Below are 19,070 nucleotides of genomic sequence, written 5' to 3' on the forward strand. Positions count from 1 at the left end.
ATGGAGTGACAAATAAAATGAAAAACAAAATTGAAAAAGCAAAACAAGATGTTATGTGGGGTGTCAAAATGATGGTCGAGAGAGGTTATTCCTTGGGTACGGCCGGAAATATCAGTGCAAGAGTTGAAGGAGAAGACTTATTCGTTATAACTCCGTCTTCTCGCCCATATAACACCTTAGAATTAAATGATTTATGTTTAATTGATATGAAGGGAAACATAGTTGATGCGAAATTTAAGCCTTCTGTAGAGGCTACTATGCACAGGTTCATATATTTAGATAGAATAGAAGTTAATGACATTATTCATTCGCACTCCAAATACGGAACTTTGGTGAGTTCCATTGAAAATATAAAAGAACTTCCAATCATTGATGTTGAAAGTATTTCCTATTTAGGTGGAGAGGTACCTATTGCGCCTTTTGCTCCGGCCGGTTCTTTGGAGTTAGCTACAAGTGTAAAAAATTCAATTGGTACAAGTGCGGGAGTGCTTATGGAAAATCATGGTACCATAGGTGTGGGGATTACTATGGAAAAAGCTCTTATTGCAAGTGATAATATTGAGCGAACAAGTGAACAATTCTTGTTCCTTCTTGCAACCGGATTAAGAAAAAAAGAAATTCCGAATGACTATGTTAATAAAGTTAGAGAAATATCAAAAGTCAACCGAAAGATATCTACTAAGTAGAAATGGGGAGTAATATATGATGAAAAAATTTAGGATTGTTCCGGATATTTATCAATGTGATACTTTTAATGATTTCTTAGATAGTTTCCCTTTGAATTCTGATGATTTGATAATTACAAATCGTTATATCTATGATCCTTTTATTAAAAAATTCAATCTGCCATGTCATTTCGTATATCAGGAAGAACATGGCTCAGGTGAGCCGAGCGACATTATGGTCGATGCAATATTAACGAACATAAAGAATATTTCATACAAAAGAGTAATAGGAATTGGCGGCGGGACAGTAATTGATATAGCGAAGGTACTCTCAATTAGAAAATTTGATTGTTGTGATGAGATATTTGACGATCCGTCGAAAATAAAAAAAGACAAAAAATTGATTATAATTCCTACAACTTGTGGTACAGGCAGTGAGGTAACCAGATCATCAATTATTAGTTCAACGAAGCGCAAAACCAAAATGAGAATGGCGTATGATGCCTACTTTGCTGATATTGCTGTTTTAATACCGGAATTTATCAGCACTCTGCCCTATAAGTTCTTTGCATTTAGTTCAATTGATGCATTAATTCATGCTGTAGAATCATATCTTTCTCCGGAAGCAACTCCATATACGGATTTATTTTCGGGAAAGGCAATCAAGATACTGTTACAATCGTTTGTAACCATCTCTAAAAATGGAGTTGATTCTAGAAGAACTGTTGAGAGGGATGTGTTACTTGCAAGTAATTTTGCCGGGATATCTTTTGGTAATGCAGGATGTGGTGCTGTCCATGCTCTTGCTTTTCCGCTAAGCGGAAGATATGGAGTTGTGCATGGGGAAAGTAATTACCAGTTTTTTGTTCAGGTGCTTAAATTGTACTATAAGAAAAAACCTGAAGGCAAAATTTCATATTTAATAGAAATGATTGTAGATATTCTTCAATGCCATACTGATCAGGCATTGGAATGTTTGGCCGTTTTACTCAACGATATTTGGAAAATTAAGAGTTTGAGCTGTTTTGGTATGGGAGAAGATGAGATAGAAGAGTTTTCCAAAGAGGTATATTTAACTTTACAACCGGTTCTTTCTACTAGTTATGTAAAGCTGAGCCAAGATGAATTAGCTGAAATATACAGGAAATTGTTATAAATTGAATAATTGTAAGATCAAATTTATAGGATTATTATGGTAGACTTGATTTCATGATTTCAAAAGAAAGGAGTGTCATTTTTGAGAGCATTGATGCGACTATCCCCAAAAGCAAATGATATGGAGTTGGTCAATACTGAAGAACCTAAAATATTAAAAAGTACTGACGTCAAAGTTAAAGTAGTTTATGCGGGTGTTTGTGGGGGAACCGATATAAAATTAAAGAAGGTCGATGTTGGCGGACGGTTTGACAAATTAAAACCACCTGTTATTCTTGGACATGAAGCATCTGGATATGCCGTTGAAGTAGGTACAGATGTAAAGAAAACGAAAATAGGAGATAGAGTTGTATATGAAACAACCGTAGAACCATGCGGTTCATGTAGATATTGTCATTCAGGCGATTGGAATATGTGCTCACATAGAAAGGGATTAGGTTCAAGTACGAATGGTAGCTTTGCGGATTTTGTTGTAGTTCCGGAACGAAACATAAGAGTTATACCCAGTGAACTTTCTCTGAAAACTGCTGTACTTTCAGAACCTATGGCTTGTGCGTATCATATAGTTAGTGAAAGAGGATGTATAAAGGCCGGAGAAAATGTTGTTATTATTGGTCCGGGTATTATTGGGTTATGCTGTGCTTTAGTTGCATTGTTTTCGGGGGCGAATGTTGTTGTAATTGGTACGGAAAAAAGTAGGGAAACTCGGTTGAAGATTGCAAAAAAATTTGGATGCCATGTTTTAGTTAATGATGGACATAACTTAAAAGAAAGAGTTCAAGAAATTTTCGATGGAGAATTTGCAGATTTAGCCATTGATGCTGTTGGTTCTCAAAACTCTTTTAATTCAGGATTAAGCTTAGTCAGAAAAATGGGTCGCGTTGTAATAACAGGTGTTCCCAGTTTGGATACTGAATTATATACTATAGACATGTCTTATATTTACAGAAATCAGATTTGTATTACTTCCGGCAGAAGTTCAACCCCATCGAGTTGGACAGGCTCATTGAAGGTTTTGCAGAAATATCACAATCAATTGGAAGAATTGGTTTCACATGTTTATTCGCCTGAGAAATGGAAAGAAGCATTTGAAGCCACCGAGAAGAAGCAAGCAATTAAGGCCGTAATTGATTTTGAAAAATAGACGTTAGGAGATTAATAATCATGGTAAAAAATATATTGGTAATAGAGTCAAATGCAAAAACTTCCAAAGAAGCTATAACGGAAGCATTTCAAGAGTTGTATATGAGAGGTTATGTTAAAGAAACCTTTCTGAAAAACTGTCTTGAAAGAGAAAGGGAATACCCCACAGGTTTGATGACTGAAATTCCCGTTGCAGTACCTCATACAGATACTAAATATGTCAATGAATCGGCTATTTGTATTGTCCGATTAAAAAATCCTGTAGTTTTTCGAAACATGGAAGATCCCAGTTCAACGATTAATGCTGAATTTGTATTTAATCTTGCACTAAAAACAGGAGAAGACCATATAAACACATTAAAAACTGTTGTTAATATTGTACAGGACAATGAGTTCTTGAAGGAAGCAAAGGTTGCCTCTTTAGAGACAGTGAAGTTAAAGATTCTGGAACGCTGGGATTCTTTTTAAAAGGAATAAGTTTATAGAAAATGTATATAAAAAAGAGATATTTTGTAATAGAAAGGCTTTTATGTTTAAAGGAATAAGAGTGTATTTGTTAATCGGGAATTAGCTTTTCCCGGAATTACCTCCAATAAAATTAATGTTGACAACAGTACAAAAACTGATATATTATATAATATAACGTAATATTAATTACTTTGACGGAGAAGAGTAGATAAATACTTCTGTACAGAGAGGAAGATCCGAGGGCTGAGAGATTTTCTCATAAAAGGTTTATTGAAGGTAGCTCTTGAGTTTTCAGATTGAAATGACAGTAAATCTGAACGGGTAATTCCGTTATATAGTTTGTTATAATTAAGAGCCGCAGCATGTTTGGCGGAATTAAGGTGGTACCGCGTATTAACCCTTCGTCCTTATATTTAAGGATGAAGGGTTTTTAAGTTTTATTAAGGAGGTTAGAACGTGAAAAATAATTTACCAAAAACTTATAATCCGAAGGAATTTGAAGATAAGCTGTATAGTTTCTGGAATGATAAGGGATATTTCAAAGCTCATGTAAATAAAGATAAGAAATCTTTTTCTATTATGATGCCTCCTCCTAATGTAACCGGAAATCTTCATTTAGGCCATGCACTGAACGGAACGATTCAGGATATTTTAATCAGATGGAAGAGGATGGAAGGATATGAAGCCTTATGGCTTCCGGGAACAGACCATGCCAGTATTTCTACTGAAGCAAAAGTAGTAGATAAATTAAAAAAAGAAGGCAAGAGCAAAGAGAAATTGGGAAGAGAAAAATTTCTTGAAGAAGCCTGGAATTGGACTGAAAAATATGGAGGAAATATTAAGGAACAATTTAAAAAGTTAGGAGCTTCCTGTGATTGGAGCAGGGAAAGATTTACATTAGATAAAGGACTTAGCGATGCGGTGGAAGAAGTATTTGTAAGGTTATATAATAAAGGTCTTATATACAGAGGAAACAGAATCATCAATTGGTGTCCTAATTGTAAAACTGCTTTATCGGATGCGGAAGTGGAACATGAAGATACGGAAGGCAAGCTTTGGTATATCAGATATCCCATTAAAGGAGAAAAGGAGTTTATTACTATTGCAACAACAAGGCCAGAAACGATGCTGGGAGATTTGGCGGTAGCTGTTAATCCTAAAGACGAAAGATATAAGAATTTAATCGGAAAGACTCTTATACTTCCACTGGTTAATAAAGAGATACCTATCATTGCTGATGAATATGTTGATATGGACTTTGGCTCGGGAGCTGTGAAGATTACTCCGTCTCATGATCCCAACGATTTTGAAGTTGGGTTGAGACATAATTTAGGTCAGTTTAAAATATTTAACGATGATGCGACCATTAATAAAAACGGAGGAAAATACGAGGGCTTAGATCGATATGAGGCAAGAAATAAGATAATTGAAGACCTTAAATCCGAAGGATATTTAACAGATATAAAGGAACATATGCATAGTGTGGGACATTGTGAAAGATGTCATACTATAGTTGAACCTATAATATCAAGGCAGTGGTTTGTGAAAATGGAACCTCTTGCAGAACCTGCTCTTAAGGCCTACGAAGATGGACAATTTAAGTTCATTCCCGACAGATTCGGCAAAATATACACTAATTGGTTGGAGAATATTAGGGATTGGTGTATTTCGAGACAGCTCTGGTGGGGACATAGACTTCCCGTGTATTATTGCAAAGATTGTGGCGAAGTGGTGGTATCAAAGGATAAACCGAAAGAATGTCCCAAATGTAAAAGTAAAAATATATATCAGGATCCTGATACGTTAGATACATGGTTCTCATCAGCCCTTTGGCCCTTCTCAACTCTCGGATGGCCTGAAGAAACAGAGGATCTGAAGTATTTTTATCCCACAGATGTATTGGTTACCGGATACGATATTATTTTCTTCTGGGTTGTAAGAATGGTTTTTTCTGCATTAGAGCAAACGGGGGAGGTTCCATTTGATAATGTATTTCTTACAGGTCTTGTAAGAGATTCTCAAGGGAGAAAGATGAGTAAATCCTTGGGAAACGGAATTGATCCTTTAGATGTAATAGACAAATATGGAGCAGATGCTTTGAGATTTACATTGGTTACCGGAAATAGTCCGGGCAATGATATGAGATTTTATATGGAAAGAGTTGAATCAAGCAGAAATTTTGCCAATAAATTGTGGAATGCGACTCGATTTGTTATGATGAATATTGATGAAGATATAAAATCGTATGATTTTGATACTGGAGATTTAGAGGAAGAAGATAAATGGATACTTTCCAGAAAGAATAATGTGGTAAGAGAGATAACTGAAAACCTTGATAAATATGAACTCGGCATGGCAGCTCAGAAAATATACGATTTTATATGGGATGAGTTTTGTGATTGGTATATAGAAATAGTGAAGGGAAGATTATATGGAACGGAAAGAAAAACTAAGGAAACTGCCCAGAAGGTTCTGTTAATTGTGTTAAAGGATATTTTGAAGATGCTTCATCCTTTTATGCCTTTTATTACCGAAGAAATTTGGAGATATCTTCCCGACGAAGAAAAACCTTTAATTATATCTTCATGGCCTGTATACCGAGAAAATATTAATTTTCCGGAAGCGGAAAGAAGCATGGAGTATATAATGAATGCTATTAAAGGAATAAGGAATATCAGATCGGAAATGAATGTAGAGCCTAAAAGAAGATCAAATATGATATTTGTAACTCAAGATGAAGAAATTAAAAAGGTAATTGATGAGGGCAAGAGATATTTTGTTAATTTGGCTTTTGCCAATGATATATATATAAGAGATTCCAAAGATGGCTTAGGAGAAGACAATGGAGTAGTGGTTTTGGAAAAATGTGAGATATATTTGCCTATGAGAGATTTAATAGATTTTGAAAAAGAGAGAGAAAGACTCGAAAGAGAAAGAGAAAAGTTGGAATCTGAATTGAAAAGAGTGAGAGGCAAGTTGTCCAATAAAGGGTTTATAGATAAAGCTCCTAAGGAAGTTGTAGAAGCTGAAAGAGAAAAAGAGACGAAGTATAAAGATATGATGGATAAAGTTTTGGAAAGGTTAAATATTATTAAAAATAATTAATAAAAAATCGGTTGATTTTTCAACCGATTTTTTTATTAATAGATTTAAATTAGAATAATATGGTGGTAGAATATATTTATTAAACAAGGAGGTGATATTATTAAAAGAGTAATTATTTTTTTTGTTGTAATATTTTTGGTAATAACTTTTATCCATGTTATGTATAATAGTAAATTAAGTGCTGCGGCTCCATCTCCAAATTGGAGTCGGGAAATATCCATACAGAAAACAAGTTTTAATAGAAACCCCTTAGTATCAGATATTGATGAGAATATTTTATTTTTGGATCAGGCATATGGAGATGAAAAAGGCTTAAAGATTAAATTATTTAATAACAAAATGGAGTTATTGAAGGAAGAAAAAGTTTATATTCCTCAATTGGAATTCAATACTACAAGTTCCCAAGAGGTTTTTTTAGATGGCAAGTATATTTTGTGGAGAGACAATAACAAAAATACAGTTTATAGAGGAGAAATTTCCGATGACCTGAAAACAGTGCAGGTAAAGGAAATAATGAATAATGTAGAAAAATTGGATTATTATAGTGACGGGAAGAAAGGAATACTTGCTTTTTTGAAAAAAGATGGTATGATAAGTATTTGCCGTGGTGACGGGGAAACCATCTTTGACGGAGAAATTTCAGGAAATATTAAGGATTTAAAGGTATATTCTCAAGATGAAAATATATATCTGCAAACAGTAAATTATAATAATAAAACGGGCATTAAGGAATATCGTATCAGCCAATGTAGAGACGGAATCATGTCTGATGCTGTTACCGTTTGGGAAATTAGCGAAATAGGAATGAAAGTGAGAGACTTTGTCCTCTGCGGTGACGGGGAAAATATTTATTCTTTAATTACAACTCAAGGCAAAGGCGCTAATAATTTCGGCTATATCTTAGCAGGATACAATAAGAGTACCGAGAAATCCTTTGAACCCGTTAAGTTTAATGATTATCCAGATATGGGCCTTGGATATTTTTACAGCAATCCCGTAGTGATAGGAGAAAACGAAAATGGGATTGAAATATTAGTCGGAGGAACTACTTATTTAGATCTTTACAGCAGAGAAAAAACTAATATCGTAAAAGTGGGGCTAAACAGGAAAGGAATAAATAAAACCGAACTTATATCTAAAACAAAAGGATTATCAATAAAGCCAAGCTATGTAAAAGGAAAAGATGGAGAAGTATGCTTCTGGCTTGAACCGGATGAAGGAAAATATTTTAAAGTTATGGCAGCTACTACGGATAAAAGTGTACTGTTGAGTACTACTAAAATAAATTCCAATGATGTAAAGGAAGCCTTAGGAAAAGAAGTTCCTTCCCTTACAAGCTATCTATTGCTTATTTCTTTTGCAGGAAGGTTTTTACCTTTGTTACCTGTTCTTGGATGGCTGATATATATATTTTCCATTAATGAAAGAATTGAGAAGAGTGGTTATAAGTATCTTATAATAGGAATATTCATATATTTATTTTTTCAAATTATAACTATAAATAGTTTTTATAAACCTGAGGCCGTTTTGTATATGCCTAAATTGTTGACTTTTACAGGCAGTAAAATTATAATTCCTACAGTATTTTCACTGGTGGGTCTTTGTGCGGTAATCATGTCGAGAAAAAAGGACAGAATAAAACAGCCTTATAAACAATATATTTTGTTTCTGACCTTTGCTTATATATTAATGAATTATTTGTATACTCCTTATTTATTTATTAATAATTGATAGAAAAGGGATGGAAAATAGGAGGTTATATTTAAAATGAACTATAGTAAAGCTTTGGAGTATATAAGGAGCGTTGAAAGGTTTGGTTCCAAATTAGGTCTTGATTCTACAAGACGGCTTTTAGAACTTTTAGGTAACCCTCATAAAGGTTTGAAATATGTTCATATTGCGGGAACCAACGGAAAGGGTTCCGTTGTATCCTACATTGGGAATATGCTCATGGAAACGGGTTGTAAAGTGGGAGTTTATACTTCTCCTTATTTGGAGGTTTTTAATGATAGAATTCAAATAAATAACAAAAATATCTCCGATGAGGATTTGACGCAAGTCATAGAACAAGTTAAGGAAAAATCAGACTATATGATTAAATATGAAGGCATTCGTCCCACAAGCTTTGAGATTATAACCGCTGCCGCGTTTTTATATTTTAGCAATATGAAGGTAGATTATGTGGTATTAGAAGTAGGCTTAGGCGGAAGAATTGATTCAACTAATGTGATAGAAAGCTCTTTGGCATCGGTCATCACTACTATCGATATGGATCATATGGATATATTGGGAGATACTTTAGGAAAAATTGCATATGAAAAAGCAGGTATCATAAAAGAGGGAGGATTAGTTATATCATATCCCCAAAAAGAAGAGGCATTAAATGTAATTAAAAAAGTAGCTCAGGATAAAAATGCGGAACTCATATTGTGTTCCGAAGACAATGTGTCTATAAAAAGTACAAATGATGAAGGTGCTGTGTTTGATTATAATTACTCAGGTCACTTTTTTAAGGATCTAAATATTTCATTGCTGGGAAGGTACCAAGTTTTTAATGCATCTTTGGCTTTGACAACGATAGTCACATTGAGAGACAGGAAATTTTTAGAGATAGGTGATGAACAAATAAGGAGAGGGCTTAAGAATACAAAATGGAAAGGAAGAATGGAAGTCTTAAGAAGAAATCCCATTTTTCTTATTGATGGAGCTCATAATCCTCAAGGTGCTTTGTCTTTAAGAGAGTCAATAAAACTATTTAAATATAAGAGGCTTATATTGGGCATAGGAATACTTAAAGATAAGGATGTGGACAGTGTAATAAAAGATTTGGTTCCGATGGCTGATATGATAATAATTACGGAACCCAACGGTGTGAGAAAGATGGAAGCAGAGGAATTAGCTGAAAAAATAAGAAATTATAGTAGCAATATATATGTTGAAAAAGATATTCATAAGGCTGTAGATTATTCACTGAAAGTTGCAAATCCCGATGATATGATATTATTTTCAGGTTCTTTATATTTAGTAGGAGATGTTAGGACAATTATTATGAATATGTAGTTCTTTTTTTACCTCCTCTGGAGTAAATATTATTAATATATTCCGGAGGAGGATTATTATTATGAGGATAATAAAATTCAATCCTTATACCAGGTTTAAAGATGAGGAACTTATAAGAAAATTTTTTGATGAAACAGAAAATCTTAAATATTTAGTATCTTTAGGTTGTGAAGAAGATTATAGAGATGGGATCATGAGAGTAAATAATTTGATAATAGAAATAAAAAGAAGAAATTTAAAGGCCGATAAACGGGAATCCATGATGAAAATCATTAAAAAGTAGATACTTGATTTTATCACCGAAATCCATAAATAAGCATAAATTGTTATATAAATGTGGATGGAGGTGAAATATTGAAAAAAAAAGGAATATTGATAGTTGCTAATACAGGTGATGATTCTTTAACAATAGTAGATTTTAGAAAAAAATTGAAGGTGGAAACAGTTTCCCTTTTATCCTTTGTTAATTTAGAAAAGGAATTATATTTAGATGGTTTTTATATAGGACCTTATGAGATGAGCATGAGTAGTGAAGAAAATAAGATTTATATTGTAAATGCATACAACAATACCGTATTTAAAATGGATATGGATAAAAGAAAAATTGAAGATGTAGTGGTGGTAGGAAGTTTTCCTACATCAATAAAAACCTTTGAAGGATATATATTTATATCTAATACGGACTCAAATTCTGTTTCAATATTGGATGAAAAAAATTTTCAGTTGATTCAAAATGTTCCTGTAGGAGAAAAACCAGTTGATATAGAAATCGATAGAGATACAAAAAAAATACTTGTAGCTAATTCTAATAGCTACAGTATAGACGTAATAGATATAAATAGTGAAGGGGAAGGAAAGATTAAATTGGATAAAAATCCGATTAAAATATTCATCGAAAAAGGATACATGTATGTTTTGTCCTATATTAACAATGGAATTATAAATCAAAGCAATATTTCAATTATAAATCTTCACGACAGACAAATAGTTAAAAGTATCAATCTAAAAGGTATATTTAATAATATGATAATGATTAATAAAAAATTCATATATCTAACAAATATTGACGATGGTTTTTTATATAAGTTAGATATTAAAGAGGATAGAATATTGACTAAAAATTTTCTTAAAGGCATGCCTAATAAAATACTTTGGGATAAGGATAAAATGTTATTTATAACTAATATATCGGAAAATATATTAACGATTTTTGACATTGATAAGGATAAAATATATATGAATATAAATACGGGAAAAGAACCAAACGGTCTATTATTATTATGATGTTACCTTAGCTTTATGATGCTGTCTAAGATATCCTGATATATTGAGTCAGGATTTTTTTTCCAATTATCGCATATTAACTTTGCTTGATTTATATTTGCAACATTTAAATCAATATTAAATAGAGTAGTATCCCCTTCAACCAATTTCAAGGTTACAACATATTCCTTATCGTTTTTTTTAATATAGCTGCCTCTTATCTGCTTTTCTCTCATTATTTCTATCTTTTTTATTTTTAACTTTTTATCGATATCGTCTTTTATATCCTTTGGAATTCTGTTATCAAAGTATTCTAAAGTTAATTTACCTTTATTTAAAAGAATATAATAATTCTTTTCATTTTCATCGGAATATTTTAAAAAGTTTGTTTCTACTAATTCACTTAAAAATTGTTGCACGAGAAAAAAATTCATATAATTATTATCCAGGACAAATTCCGTTATCTCTGCATTTGTAAGAGGTTTGGGGGATTTGTCTATTATATATAAAAGAAGAAGTTTATTTTGAGCAAGTTCTTCGCTATTATCAACAAACATTTCAATCACCTTCTTAGTATGAACTAATTAAATTATATCATATCATGTATAAAAGAGAAGTAGCAATTCATAAAGTGTTATATATAAAAACATTTGTGAATAAATTGTATTAGTAGATATAAGGGAGGAGATATTTTGAAGACATTTAAAGCGAAAGGAGATAACATTTTAAAAGGAGCAGTAATGATTGGAGTTTTAATTATATCGATTATTTATACCAGTATTACATATAATATCAACGTAAGGGAAGCTTTTTCTAATATTAGGGAATTGCCTATTTACAGTGTAGAAAGAAACGATAAAAAAATATCGATAACGTTCGACGCGGCTTGGGGAATAGACTCTACAAGAACTATATTGGATATATTGGATAAATATAATATAAAATCTACATTTTTTCTTGTGGGATTCTGGGTAGAAAAATATCCTGAACTTGTAGAAGAAATAAGCAGCAGAGGACATGATATAGGAAATCATTCTACCAATCATCCATATATGACAAAATTATCGGAAGAACAAATGATACAGGAGTTAAGTAAAACAGGGGATCAAATTAAAGAGATTTCTGGGAAAAAACCGATATTGTTCAGGCCTCCATTTGGAGATTATAATGACACGGTAATAAGAGTCTGCAGAGAAAACGGTTATTATCCTATACAGTGGGATGTGGATTCTTTGGATTGGAAAGAATTGGGAGTACAACCTGTAGTAGATAGAGTGACAAGAAATGTGAGAAGTGGATCTATAGTGTTGTTTCATAACAACGCAAAATATGTAGCTGAGTATTTACCCATAGTAATAGAAAAGTTACAAAAGGACGGATATGAAATAATACCCGTTTCTCAATTGATATATAAGGATAATTATTATATTGATAATACGGGAAGACAAATAAAAACAGAAAGTAATAAAACTGACTGATAAAGAGGAGGAAAAACATGGGATTACAAAAGATAAGTTTTATTGGGGTTTTAGGGAATGAGGAAGATAATGCCGTTTTTTATTTAATTGAGGAAATATTTTTTAACGGAGGTTATCATATTATCTATGAGAACGATGATGGAAAGATATTGTTTTTAAAATCTAAGGAGGATATACAAATCGGATTAATGAATATAACTTCCGAGACATTGGAAGCAATTAATAATTTACATTTAAAATTTGATTTGATTGTTCACACTAATTTAAGCGGAAAATGGGCAGAGAATAAATATTTAAAAGAATTCTTTTCGAATATTTCCAATATAGTTATTTTTAACAGTGATGATAATAACAGCATCGAATTACTTAAAGGAAATAATAAGGCTGTGATTATAACTTATGGTCTCAATAATAAATCCACTATTACTGCTTCCAGCTTAAATATTGATAATATGGTTCAATTTAATTATTGTATTCAAAGAAAAATAATAAATTTTTTTGGGACAGTTATTGATGGATTGGAGTTTCCCGCAAAGTTGAATTTTATTGAAGAAAATAGTGTATATAATGGAATGGCCTCCATTTCTACGGGAATATATTATGGTATCCCTATAGAAACAATCAAAAAAGCTATAGAAAAAGTCAAAGAAGTACATTGAAAACAATTAATTGAAATTTTCGTCTGAGTTGTTAAGAAGGATTTTTAAGTTATATGTCAAATATAGAAATTATAAAAATTTTATTTTAGTAATCATATTGTATGTTTTAAATGAATAAATATAGATTGTACTAAAAACATAAGAATAAGGGGGAATTGGGGAAATATGGTGGATAAGGTTATTGAAACAAATATAGTCAAGGTAATAGGGAAAGTTAAAACTGAAATGAAATTTAGTCACGAAATGTATGGAGAAGGTTTTTACTCTTTTGAGTTGGAAGTGCCGAGATTGAGTGATTTTGCTGATGTACTGCCAATCACTATTTCCGAAAGGCTTTTTGTAAACATGGATTTTTCGGTTGGCACTTATGTTGTCATTGATGGTCAGCTTAGATCATACAATCGCTACATAAATAATTCCAACAAGCTTATGTTGACAATTTTTGCAAGGGATATTTATATTCCGCAAGAGGATGAAATGGAAGAATTAATGAAAAAGCCCAACGAGATATTTATTGACGGATATATATGCAAACAGCCGGTGTACAGAACAACTCCTTTTGGAAGAGAAATATCCGACCTATTGATCGCTGTTAACAGGCCTTATAATAAGTCTGACTATATTCCTTGCATTTCCTGGGGAAGGAATGCAAGGTTTTGTGAAAAGCTTCTTATAGGGGATCATATTAAGGTATGGGGAAGAATTCAAAGCAGAAATTATCAGAAAAAACTTTCTAATGGAGAAGCGGAAGTAAAAGTTGCTTATGAAGTATCCGTCTCTAAGTTGGAGTATGTAAAAGATGATAATAATAGAACAAAGGATTACGATTAAAGAAAAATTGATTTATAATATAAGGAGAAAAACAAAAGATTAGAGGTGGTCAAATGCATTGGGACGTTACAAAATATGTAATTCTTTTTATAATTGCAATCAGCATACAATATACTTTGAATAAAATATTATATGAACTTAAAGAAATAAAGAAAAATTTAATAAAAAAAATGTAGTTTAATGGAAGGAGGGAAATATCTTGAAAAAGAACGAAAGAAAAAAGATCTTATTTACGGATGAAGAAATTCAACGTAGAAATAGGGAACTGGGAGATATTATTTCTAATGATTATATGGGAAAGGACTTAGTAATTATTTCTTTATTGAGAGGAAGTTTTATATTTACGTCTGACTTGGTCAGAAATATAAAAATTCCCGTTGAGATTGACTTTATGACTACTTCCAGTTATGGAAATGAGAAGGAATCTACAGGAAATGTTGAAATTATTTCTCGTATCAGATCCGATATAAAGGAAAGAGACGTATTGGTAGTTGATGACATAATGGATACAGGACTGACCATGAAGTATGTTATAGATTATTTAAAAGGTCATTCTCCAAATTCCATAAAAACCTGTGTTTTTTTAAATAAACCCAGTAGAAGAAAAATAGATTTAAAGCCTGATTATATTGGCTTTGATATACCGGATATATTTATAGTGGGCTATGGCCTTAATTATGGGAATTATTACAGAAATATGCCTTATATTTTTACATTTGAGGAAGACAATTAATCAGAATAAAATATGCCTTGCAGAAAACCTGCAAGGCATATTTTATTCTCTTATTTCCTTTACTATAGCAGTTTTATTTTTTGTTTTATTGTCTTTTTCCTTTATAAATTTAGCAGGTATCCCCGCAACAACACTGTTTGGAGGGACATCCATTGTAACAACAGAACCTGCCGCAACAACAGAACCTTTTCCTACTCTGACGCCTTCCAAGACAACAGCATTTGCTCCAATTAAAACTTCATCTTCGATTATAACAGGAGTCTTATTGGGAGGTTCCAACAATCCTGCAATTACAGCTCCGGCACCCACATGAACATTTTTACCGATCTGAGCTCTGGAGCCTATCACCGTGTTCATGTCTATCATAGTATAATCGCCAATTACAGCTCCTATATTTATTACGGCTCCCATCATTATTACGGCCTTGTTTCCTATATGAACCATGTCTCTGATTATAGCTCCCGGTTCAATTCTTGCATTGATATCTTTTATATCCAATAGTGGAATTGCTGAATTCCTTTGATTATTTTCAATGTAATATTCGTAAATATTACTACCGTTCTTTTCAAGGAGATCTTTAAAGTCTGCCCATTCTCCGATTAATATTGTGAGATCGTTATTTCCAAAATGTTTAAATTTGGATAAATCCATATTATCTATATTACCTCTGACATACGCCTTTATCGGAGTAGTTTTTTGTGAGTTTTTCAAATATTGGGCTATCTTATAGGGATCATCCAAGAAATCTTTATCATTAGTCATTAATTAATTCTCCCTTCCTGTAAAGTTTTTAAGCATATCATCCATAGTATAAAATCCTGCGCTTTTTTTATATATGAATTTGGCAGCTTTAATAGCCCCTTGAGCAAAAACTATTTTAGATAATGCTCGATGCTTTATTTCCACTTCTTCATCCTCTCCAAGGAATAAAACTGAATGTTCTCCTACTATTGTTCCCCCTCGGATGGAATGAATTCCAATTTCATTTTTTTGTCGTTTCTCTGCTCTTTCATGTCTGTTAAAAACATATTTCTTAGGCTCATTAAATGATTTATTTATTTCGTTAGCGATCATATAAGCTGTGCCGCTTGGAGAATCAATTTTTTTGTTATGGTGCATTTCCACTATCTCTATATCAAAACTGTCACCTAAAAAAGAAGCAGCTTTTTTTGCAAGAGACAAGAGCAAATTTATTCCCAAAGACATATTTGCAGAATAAAATATGGGAATCTTTTTTGCGGCTTCCTTTATATTTTTAAAATTTTCATCAGACAATCCTGTGGTTCCAATAACTAACGGAACGTTATTTATCAAGCCGAATTTTAAAAGAGAATCTAAACTTGAAGGGTGAGAAAAATCTATAACCATATCTACAGCATCTTTAAATTTAAAAATATCATCATATAATTTAAAATCTGAAAAACATTCTCTGCAGTGTTTGCTTATTCCACCGACAAGTTCCATTTCATTATCCTTAGTTATTTCATTAGAAAGCACAGTACCCATTTTGCCTGAATACCCATTTATAAGGGTTTTAATCATTTTATTTACCTCCTATATCTTTAATCCATAGGATTTCATTTCAGCCATAAGAATTTTTTTGTTCGATTCTACCATAGAAGTGAGAGGAAGTCTTAAAGGACCTACATCCATTCCCAGTAAATTCATAGCTTCCTTTATAGGAATTGGATTTGTCTCAATGAATAAAGCGTCAATTAAAGGTTTCATATTTAATTGAAGGTCTTTAGCTTTTTTGAGATTGCCGTTAAGATAAGAGGACACCATATCATGAGTATCTCTCGGAAGGATATTTGCAACAACGGAGATCACGCCTAATCCTCCTAAGGATAGAAGAGGTACAACCATATCATCATTTCCCGAATAGATACAAAAATTATTTTTGCACAGCCTTGCTATTTCAGCTACTTGAGCGATATTTCCGCTGGCTTCTTTTACTCCTCTTATATTTGGATGCTCTGAAAGCTCGGCTAAAGTCTTCGGCAAAATATTAAGGCCTGTTCTGCTGGGGACATTGTATATTATTATTGGAATATTTACTTCCTGTGCAATAGCTAAATAGTGTTCTTTCAGCCCTTTTTGAGTAGTTTTATTATAGTAAGGGGTTACGATAAGTAATCCGTCGGCTCCAACTTTTTGAGCATATTTACTTAATTCGATACAGTGAGCCGTATTGTTGGAACCGGTTCCTGCGATAACGGGAATTCTTTTATTTATTTTTTCAACAGTAAATTTTATGAGTTCTTTTTTTTCTTCATCTGAAAGAGTTGCAGATTCTCCTGTAGTACCGCATACAATTATGGCATCTGTTTTTTCTTTAACATGCCATTCAAGTAACTCTTCAAATTTGTCATAGTTTATTTTTCCATCTTTAAATGGTGTAATAATTGCTACTCCTGAACCTTTAAACATAAATTTCCCCCCTAAAATTGATTTTTAATTAAAAGCTCTGCAATCTGAACCGTATTTGTGGCAGCTCCTTTTCTTATATTATCTGCTACAATCCATAAGTTAACCCCTGATTTTACACTGAAATCCCTTCTTATTCTTCCAACATAAACCTCATCGGTACCTTCTGCAATTATAGGCATAGGATATATATTTTCTTTAGGATTATCCATTAATATGATTCCTTTTGCCTTTCTTAAAACATTGACTAATTCTTCTAATTCAAAGTCCTTATCAAATTCTACATTGGCAGAAACCGAATGGCTGTACATTACAGGTACTCTTACAGTAGTAGCGGTAATATTTAAATCATTTCTATGAAGTATTTTTCTCGTTTCATAAATCATCTTCAGTTCTTCCTTTGTATAACCTGTATCAGTAAATTCATCAATATGAGGAAGACAATTAAAAGCAATGGGATAAGGATATTTTTTAGGCGGAATATTTTTTAATCCATTCTCTAAATCCTTTACCCCACCTACTCCTGAACCCGAAACTGCTTGATAAGTTGAAAATATAATTCTTTTTATATGATAAGCATCATCTAAAGGTTTTAACGGAACCACAGATTGAATTGTTGAACAATTTGGATTTGATATAATATAATCATGTTTCAATACATCCTCAGGATTTACTTCGGGGACTACTAAAGGAACATCATCATATAGTCTCCAAGTGCTGCTATTATCAATTACTACTATCTTTTTACTTTTTGCTATAGGTGCAAATTTTTTGCTTATTTCTCCTCCCGCAGAAAATAGTGCTATATCTATAGGTTTGTTAAAAGAATCTTCATTTAATTCTTCTACAACATATTCTTTTGATCTAAATAATATTTTTTCTCCCTTTGACTTACTTGAAGCAAATAAATATAAGTGGTCAATGGGAAAATTTTTTTCTTCCAATATCTTCAAAAATGTTCTTCCTACCATGCCTGTTGCACCGACTATTCCTATATTATAATTTTTCATAAACTCACCTCTATATTTTGGTTATTTATACTATTATATTATAATATATTATATTGATTTATGTGATATAAGTAAATAGGAATTGATAAAAGTGAAAAAAAAAGATACAATTTAAAAGAAAGAATTTTATGGAGGTAAGAATATGAATGCTAATAGCAAACCAAGAATATACCAAGTAAATGTTTTTTATCTTTTAGTAGCTTTTCTCCTTATCTTTGCAGGTTCATATGTACAAAAAAGAGAAATCTATTCGGGACTTGTAATTACTGAGTTTTTATTAATACTACTTCCTACGGTCTTATTTTTATTGATTAAAAAATCTAATTTTAAAAAGGTATTAAGGCTTAATAAATTATCTCTTAAACAGATATTATTTATACCGTTAATAGTTATTTTTTCTTATCCTGTAGGAACTTTTTTAAATTACATAGTAGTTGCTATTTTGAGTAGATTTGGAGAAATAAATACAGCTGCTGTGCCACTTCCAGATAATATCAGACAGTTGATCATTAGCTTTTTTATTATTGCGCTTTCTCCGGGAATATGTGAAGAAGTAATGTTTCGAGGAGTTATGATGTCATCTTATGAAAGATTTGGGAAGGCAAAGGCAATATTAATTTCAGCATTGTTATTTGGATTGTTTCATTTTAATATTCAAAATTTTTTAGGACCGGTATTTTTGGGAATAATTTTCGGTATTATTGTAAATAAAACGAATTCTATTTATTCTTCAATTATTGCCCATACTACTAATAATACTATTGCATTATTAATCGGGTACTTTTTTTCTGATGGCACTAAAAACATTGGAGAAGAATCTTTAAGTGCTTTAAAGGGTTATAATTTGGTAATTCCAGGAGTTACTTTAGGAATAGCGGCTCTTTTAATGGGATTGATAGCTTTAAGATTTATAAGAGCATTACCTGAGGAAAATGAGGATTTGTATTTAGGAGAATTGTTTACTAACAGCAGAGTAAGAGTTATTGAGTGGTTACCACTTATTGTAGTTTTAATATTTTTTGTAATATTTAATTATAAGATTGTGTTTTTTTAGGATATTTTTCTTTTTCCCT

19 protein-coding genes and 1 other annotated feature are annotated in these 19,070 nt (G+C 31.9%); of the genes, 14 read left to right on the forward strand and 5 right to left on the reverse strand.

All coding sequences use genetic code 11. The annotated features are described in order from the left end of the window. The first annotated feature begins 17 nt into the window (after window positions 1-17). From EQM13_RS06725 to EQM13_RS06765, 9 genes are all read left to right on the forward strand, one after another. Window positions 18-686 (forward strand): class II aldolase/adducin family protein, encoded by a 669-nt coding sequence (locus EQM13_RS06725; protein WP_071141059.1) that lies wholly within the window; start codon window positions 18-20, stop codon window positions 684-686. 19 nt (window positions 687-705) lie between these two features. After that, on the forward strand, window positions 706-1,821 hold the full coding sequence (locus tag EQM13_RS06730) for an iron-containing alcohol dehydrogenase (RefSeq protein WP_071141058.1): 1,116 nt from the start codon (window positions 706-708) through the stop codon (window positions 1,819-1,821). 81 nt (window positions 1,822-1,902) lie between these two features. Next, on the forward strand, window positions 1,903-2,964 hold the full coding sequence (locus EQM13_RS06735) for a zinc-dependent alcohol dehydrogenase (RefSeq protein WP_071141057.1): 1,062 nt from the start codon (window positions 1,903-1,905) through the stop codon (window positions 2,962-2,964). A gap of 20 nt (window positions 2,965-2,984) precedes the next feature. Next, window positions 2,985-3,431, forward strand: coding sequence for a PTS sugar transporter subunit IIA (locus EQM13_RS06740; protein ID WP_071141056.1), 447 nt, complete (start codon window positions 2,985-2,987; stop codon window positions 3,429-3,431). A 182-nt stretch (window positions 3,432-3,613) separates the two neighbouring features. Further along, window positions 3,614-3,843: a binding site (T-box leader), on the forward strand. Between the two features lie 44 nt (window positions 3,844-3,887). Beyond that, complete coding sequence (locus tag EQM13_RS06745) at window positions 3,888-6,536, forward strand: valine--tRNA ligase (protein ID WP_071141055.1); 2,649 nt, start codon at window positions 3,888-3,890, stop codon at window positions 6,534-6,536. A gap of 135 nt (window positions 6,537-6,671) precedes the next feature. Beyond that, window positions 6,672-8,267 carry a hypothetical protein gene (locus EQM13_RS06750; RefSeq protein WP_071141054.1) on the forward strand — a complete coding sequence of 532 codons (1,596 nt, stop codon included), beginning with the start codon at window positions 6,672-6,674 and terminating at the stop codon, window positions 8,265-8,267. A 36-nt stretch (window positions 8,268-8,303) separates the two neighbouring features. Beyond that, window positions 8,304-9,596, forward strand: coding sequence for a bifunctional folylpolyglutamate synthase/dihydrofolate synthase (locus EQM13_RS06755; RefSeq protein WP_071141053.1), 1,293 nt, complete (start codon window positions 8,304-8,306; stop codon window positions 9,594-9,596). Between the two features lie 61 nt (window positions 9,597-9,657). Further along, a complete protein-coding gene (locus EQM13_RS06760) occupies window positions 9,658-9,879 on the forward strand; it encodes a hypothetical protein (protein WP_071141052.1) in 222 nt (73 codons plus the stop codon). 71 nt (window positions 9,880-9,950) lie between these two features. Further along, window positions 9,951-10,880, forward strand: a complete 930-nt coding sequence (locus tag EQM13_RS06765) for a YncE family protein (protein WP_161567186.1) — start codon at window positions 9,951-9,953, stop codon at window positions 10,878-10,880. Between the two features lie 2 nt (window positions 10,881-10,882). Here the strand turns inward: EQM13_RS06765 and EQM13_RS06770 are convergent, their stop codons facing one another. Then, window positions 10,883-11,416 (reverse strand): DUF4364 family protein, encoded by a 534-nt coding sequence (locus EQM13_RS06770; protein WP_071141050.1) that lies wholly within the window; start codon window positions 11,414-11,416, stop codon window positions 10,883-10,885. A 135-nt stretch (window positions 11,417-11,551) separates the two neighbouring features. Between EQM13_RS06770 and EQM13_RS06775 the strand changes: the two genes are divergently transcribed. The 4 genes from EQM13_RS06775 to hpt all read left to right on the forward strand — a co-directional run bounded on the left by EQM13_RS06775 (window position 11,552) and on the right by hpt (window position 14,560). Then, the gene (locus EQM13_RS06775) at window positions 11,552-12,337 is read left to right on the forward strand and encodes a polysaccharide deacetylase family protein (protein WP_234958949.1); all 786 of its coding nucleotides are present in this window, start codon (window positions 11,552-11,554) and stop codon (window positions 12,335-12,337) included. A 17-nt stretch (window positions 12,338-12,354) separates the two neighbouring features. Beyond that, window positions 12,355-12,996 (forward strand): hypothetical protein, encoded by a 642-nt coding sequence (locus EQM13_RS06780; protein WP_071141049.1) that lies wholly within the window; start codon window positions 12,355-12,357, stop codon window positions 12,994-12,996. Window positions 12,997-13,161: 165 nt separating this feature from the next. Then, on the forward strand, window positions 13,162-13,827 hold the full coding sequence (locus EQM13_RS06785) for a single-stranded DNA-binding protein (protein WP_071141048.1): 666 nt from the start codon (window positions 13,162-13,164) through the stop codon (window positions 13,825-13,827). 199 nt (window positions 13,828-14,026) lie between these two features. After that, window positions 14,027-14,560 (forward strand): hypoxanthine phosphoribosyltransferase, encoded by a 534-nt coding sequence (gene hpt, locus EQM13_RS06790; protein ID WP_071141047.1) that lies wholly within the window; start codon window positions 14,027-14,029, stop codon window positions 14,558-14,560. Window positions 14,561-14,602: 42 nt separating this feature from the next. On the opposite strand, the gene dapD is transcribed toward hpt, so the two are convergent. Genes dapD through asd form a run of 4 tightly spaced genes read right to left on the reverse strand, consistent with a single transcriptional unit; the run spans window position 14,603 to window position 17,997 of the window. Then, complete coding sequence (gene dapD, locus EQM13_RS06795; protein WP_071141046.1) at window positions 14,603-15,322, reverse strand: 2,3,4,5-tetrahydropyridine-2,6-dicarboxylate N-acetyltransferase; 720 nt, start codon at window positions 15,320-15,322, stop codon at window positions 14,603-14,605. 3 nt (window positions 15,323-15,325) lie between these two features. Next, entirely contained in the window at window positions 15,326-16,102 is a 777-nt protein-coding gene (gene dapB / locus EQM13_RS06800) for a 4-hydroxy-tetrahydrodipicolinate reductase (RefSeq protein ID WP_071141045.1), read from the reverse strand. 12 nt (window positions 16,103-16,114) lie between these two features. Then, window positions 16,115-16,990, reverse strand: a complete 876-nt coding sequence (gene dapA / locus EQM13_RS06805) for a 4-hydroxy-tetrahydrodipicolinate synthase (protein WP_071141044.1) — start codon at window positions 16,988-16,990, stop codon at window positions 16,115-16,117. Between the two features lie 11 nt (window positions 16,991-17,001). Next, the gene (gene asd, locus EQM13_RS06810; RefSeq protein ID WP_128752307.1) at window positions 17,002-17,997 is read right to left on the reverse strand and encodes an aspartate-semialdehyde dehydrogenase; all 996 of its coding nucleotides are present in this window, start codon (window positions 17,995-17,997) and stop codon (window positions 17,002-17,004) included. Window positions 17,998-18,139: 142 nt separating this feature from the next. Here asd and EQM13_RS06815 point away from each other — a divergent pair, with 142 nt between their 5' ends. Next, a complete protein-coding gene (locus tag EQM13_RS06815; RefSeq protein ID WP_071141042.1) occupies window positions 18,140-19,051 on the forward strand; it encodes a type II CAAX endopeptidase family protein in 912 nt (303 codons plus the stop codon). Window positions 19,052-19,070 lie beyond the last annotated feature (19 nt).

It is taken from the genome of Acidilutibacter cellobiosedens, assembly GCF_004103715.1.
GTDB classification, from domain to species: domain Bacteria; phylum Bacillota; class Clostridia; order Tissierellales; family Acidilutibacteraceae; genus Acidilutibacter; species Acidilutibacter cellobiosedens.